Annotated in this window: 4 protein-coding genes; all 4 read right to left on the minus strand. The window is 32.9% G+C overall.

All coding sequences use genetic code 11. From position 1 onward, the window contains the following. Positions 1-600: 600 nt before the first annotated feature. From ACH2CJ_RS06135 to ACH2CJ_RS06150, 4 genes are read right to left on the minus strand one after another with little or no spacing between them, the layout of a single operon-like run. Positions 601-906, minus strand: a complete 306-nt coding sequence (locus tag ACH2CJ_RS06135) for a hypothetical protein (protein ID WP_394991370.1) — start codon at positions 904-906, stop codon at positions 601-603. A gap of 4 nt (positions 907-910) precedes the next feature. After that, positions 911-2,848: a type IV secretory system conjugative DNA transfer family protein gene (locus tag ACH2CJ_RS06140; RefSeq protein ID WP_394991371.1), complete on the minus strand. Its 1,938-nt coding sequence runs from the start codon at positions 2,846-2,848 to the stop codon at positions 911-913. Positions 2,849-2,886: 38 nt separating this feature from the next. Continuing rightward, the gene (locus ACH2CJ_RS06145; protein WP_394991372.1) at positions 2,887-3,987 is read right to left on the minus strand and encodes a DUF5712 family protein; all 1,101 of its coding nucleotides are present in this window, start codon (positions 3,985-3,987) and stop codon (positions 2,887-2,889) included. Position 3,988: 1 nt separating this feature from the next. Then, complete coding sequence (locus ACH2CJ_RS06150) at positions 3,989-4,588, minus strand: hypothetical protein (protein WP_394991373.1); 600 nt, start codon at positions 4,586-4,588, stop codon at positions 3,989-3,991. Positions 4,589-5,014 lie beyond the last annotated feature (426 nt).

Genomic DNA, 5,014 nt, shown 5'->3' on the forward strand with positions numbered 1-5,014 from the left:
TCACGTTGATTGCATTAAAAAGTACAATTTTTAAATTTAAAAATTAGAATAGTACAATTTAGTGTGTATTTTTTTTGATTCAAAAATTATATACTACGACTATTTGATATTTTTTGCAAAAATTAGCTCAATATTCACTAAAACCTATTTTTTAGACATTTGAAATAGTTTGATTTAACGAAAATATTTCAAAATTGTACTTTTTCAATCTATTTTGTTGTACTTTTTTATGCAATCAACGTGAGATTTATAGGAAATATAGCGGCATTAGAAATATAAGACAATATTGTTGTCAGTTATATCTCGACAAACTTAACCAAAATTTAACATAAACTGTGCCAGCACTTTAGAAATTAGACAGAAATAGGAAAAATTAAGCCAATGAATTATTACCTGAATAAAGTATTGAATTAATATTTTTTTAATTGGGTGGGCATCATAACCAAAAGGCATTTGTCTTTATATTTTAGCAGAGAAAAACTTTTATAAACAGATTTTAGGCTGTGCGGAAAGGATTTAGTGTTAGGCAAAGTCTTGTGCGGTTGGTTGGTGGGATTTTAGATTCCTTATACTCGGTTGCATAAAATGCAACATCACGCATCAAAAATACCGTCCATTCTCCTCATAATGCCTATTTTGCTTACGATTATGGACAAAATCTGTCCCCGCCCCAAGAAGAAAAATTCTTCCCAAAATCTTTAAAAAGAAGCCCAAAAGATAGAATCCTAAAGTTATTCCTGCTAACATTAGGCAGAATAAAACACCCAAAATTAAAAACAAAATTTTGAAAATAGCTTTGGTTAGTTGCGTTTTAAATTCCTCTTTGGTAGGAGTTTGCTCTTTTACAATTTTAAACATAAAATTCATTAATTGACTTATCAATGATTGTTTTTCTTGATTTTTCATTTTCTTAATTTCGAGTTTTTGGCAATTCACTTGCCAAAATCATTTTACATTCATATTTAATTTTCTCGGCAATGATACATACATCAATATTTTGATTAAATGCAGGTATTTTCCTGTCAGATGTATGAAATCTGCCTTGCTTGTCATAATCTCCATTAGTGCCGTTTGGTGTTGAAAAAACATTTCTTTCTACCTCCAAATGAAATGTTGGGTGCTTGGTTTCTTCACAAATGCCGACCATTTCACCGACTTTAAATTGCATGATTTGGTTAGGCAAAATTACTTCCGTTTGTGCTTCCGAAAAGTTATATCCCTCATTATTGCTACCGCCTTTTACGCCAGTATTGGTACTCATACTTTCCGACCGTTTGACATCCTTTTCTTTGCCAATCGTAGCAGAGACCCGCTTGGCAGTTTCTAAATTGGCAATTTTTAGGTAAATCTGATAATTCAAATTGCCTATTAATGAATCAGAGACAGGTTTTGAATAAATGCTTTCAAACTGCAAAATATCTTGTGTCACGATATTAAACGAAACCTTATTACTTCGTGCTGTGGCAGGAATATCGGCAATGTTCGGAATAAAAATCTGTGCCGCTTCGTCCATCAAAGCAAAACTATGGTGCTTGCCTTGTTGATTCATGGTTTTCAAAGCCACCGTAAAAATCAAAGATATAATAGGCGATAAAGCTGCGGCAATGTCGGGGGCAGTTCCTACGCAAATAACTTTCGGATTAGCCTTTTCATTGACATCAATTGTGGTATCATCGCCCGACAATACATACATGTATTCAGGAATGTTCATTGTTCCAAAAGGCATTTGTAAACTGGCAATTACCCCTGCCAATTGATTACCTGCTTTAGATTCTATGGCTGTAATAATGCTCCGAATAAGTCCTGCACATTCATCATCTTCTCGGAGTTTTTTTATCAAAATTTCGTAAGAATCGCCCACAATTAGATTAACTACGTGCGGAAAAGTACAATATTGCGGATAATGCTTTTTCAAAAACCAGATGATAGCCGTCAGTAATGTAATAGCAGAAGGGGTAAAAAACTTATCATTATAATTCTGCCCTTTTTGCAAACTATTTATGATGGCTTCGGCAAATTCTTTGGCATAAATCTGATTTTTAATGTATTTCGGATTCAATGGATTGATACGATGCGAACGAGCAATGTCCGTAAAATTAATGATATAAAATTGGGTCGAATTTTCAATCAATTCATGCTTTTTGCCTTGCAAACTCAAAACTTCTTTTCTGCCAAAATGCAAATGTGCGATATTGGAAAGCGTCGGAAATTTAAAATCAAACAAAATTCCTGCATAACCTTTGAAGGCATACTGCTCGATGCAAGGCTCTACAAACGAAACTGTTTTTCCTGCACCATTGGCGGCTATGCCCAAAATACCACGAAAAGTATTGACAATATTTAGCCATTTTTCCTTTGAACCATCATGACTTTTTCCTTTAATATTAATTGAATATTGGTTGAAAATGATGGTATCATCGGTTTGGATTTGCACTTTCTTATTAGCTTGTTTTTCTGTAAAAAAGCTAAAAGATAGCCCTAAAAAGGTTAAAATGATGTATAAAGATAACGAAATTAAGGGAGAAATGCCCATCAAATTGATAGAAAAAAGGGCAAAAAAAGCAACAAAAATATAGCTAAAAATAAGCCATTGTTTCTGCCGAAAAGTAAAAGTATCGGGCGAATTTTCTTTTTTATAAAACCTATTAATGAGTGATTCTTCCTTGTTATAAAGCAACATTGGGAGCGAAATAAATGCGATAAATCTAAACAAAAAACCAAATTTGAGGTATTGTAAAATCACCCAATTGGGTATAGTTTCGTAATTTGCTATTACAAACCATTCTCCAAAAACAATTGCCACCAAAACAATTGCCATGAGGTAAAATAGAATCTTGTACTTTTTCATTTTCTTATTTTTTTATAATTATTAATGAAAATTTGTTTTTAAATTGAAATGTCATTATCAGTTGATTTTTGAATATTTTGAAGCCTTTTTCTTAAATGATTACCAGCTTTGCGAAATGTTCCATTCAACTCTTTTCCTTCGGTTTCTGCTAATTCTGCTCCTTTGAAAAAATGAAAACCTTGCTTGAAACTACCGACCAAATCAAACGAATTTCCCTTTTCTTGCTCCATATTTTGGCTTCTTTCATCAGGATTTGAATTACCTAATCGCTCCCATTGCTCTGAATTTAGCCCATTTTTACCGCCCACTTTTTTGAGTTCTTTACCAATTTCTTTCAAGTTTTTTCTAAAATCTTGGCTATAATCTTGTGCAACTGCCATGCTTCTAATTTTAATACAATCAGCATCAGGCAAGCCATATTTTTGCTCAAAAGTTGTCAAAGTCCTTTCAACGCTCATTACTTTATTCCAGGCTTCTTTGCTTTGATTGGTAAATGATTTTTTCGGTGAATCATAGCCAAATTGGGTATCAAATGTTTGTTGATTCTTTTCGCTCCAAGCAATAATGGAGAATCTGAGCTTGTCTTTTGTACGTGGATTCAAGGTTATTTTCATTGACTTATCCCGTGCCGAAACCGTAATATGGATGTGCGTTTGCAAACCTTCTTTTCGCTCTCCTTGCTTTTTCTCACCACTTTTTACTTCATCTGCATCGCCTTTAAAAGTTCGGTCATATTCAATATTGGCAAACCAAACCAAGTCTTTTTCAGATAGTTTTTTCAAACTCCCATCTTTGGCTTTTAGCACAAAGTTTTGAGTATAATTTTCCATACATTCTGCTGTAAATGCCCGTAGCTTTTGAGGGTCATTTTTAATATGTTCCAACTCAGCTTGCGATGGACTCAGCACCAAAGAGTAAAATTTATCATCATCAGCGGTCAAACCTTTGACATTAGTATCAATACTTTTGACCATTTCATCTTTCGTGAAATGACCGTCATTATTGAAGAAAACTTTGCCATGTGGAGTCTTTACCAAGTCTAATTCTTTCTCCAAATAATTGCCCAAACGGGCTGAACTACCTTTGTTGTTAAAGGCAATCCGACCATCTTTTTCAGGGTTGATTACTTTGGAATACATTTTATTTGTTGTTCAAATGCTCAATATATTCGATACCTTTTTGCTGTAATAAGTTTTCTAATTTGGGTCGTTCTGACTTTTCAACTTCCAATATTTCAAACAAGATATGTACTAAACCCATCAAAGTTCCTTGTGTTTCTAAGGCTGTTTCTTCTACGGTTTGGGTGTCAAATTCTACGCCTTTTTTGAGTAATGATATTTCATTTTTCAAAGCAATAATATCTTGCTGAAAAGGTCTAATCAACTTATTTTCTTGGGTTACGATGAAACCTAAAATATGATTTCTTAGGCGATTAATTGCCGTAGCAATCGAATCATCTTGGTAGTATCTGGGGTCGAATTTGTACTTGATGAAATGTAATAAAGCTGCTTCGGCAAAGACTTTTAAGGTTAGTTTTTCAGGTGTTTTAATTGTTTTATCTGCCTTATGTATCTGCCCTTTGATGGTTATTTGATGCTCCGTCAAACTTGTTTTTTCATAATTTTCAAATAAAAAATTCAGTTCGGCAACAGCAATAGTGGCTTTCGCCAAAATTCCCTTAGAAATTGAAATGGTGGTTCTTTCAATAATTTTTGCTTGTATTTTGGGCTTTGCATTCATAATTATGAGTTAATAAGCTAATAATCAGTTGTTTAGTATTTAATTGCATTCTTTAAAAATAGCTATGCTATTGATAATCAAAGGTTTAGCTCTGCTAAAAACCTCCCTCTTGCTACGCTTAACTACGACTAAAATAACGAAAAGAAATTGCATATATTTCATATAAAAATATTATATTATTTGTTAATGAAAATATATTTGTACTTTTACTATACTCAAATACTCATTTACTCAAATCGTATTTTACTCAAACGCTCAATTACAATTTTACTCAAATACTCATTTACTCAATTACTCAAATCGTATTTTACTCAAAACTCAAAAGAAATGAACACAAAAATCATTGCAGTTGGCAACCAAAAAGGTGGTGTCGGAAAATCATCAGCTATTTATTGGTTAGCCAGTACATTAAGCATTCACTATGGC

The organism is Emticicia sp., assembly GCF_043780375.1.
GTDB lineage: Bacteria > Bacteroidota > Bacteroidia > Cytophagales > Spirosomataceae > Emticicia.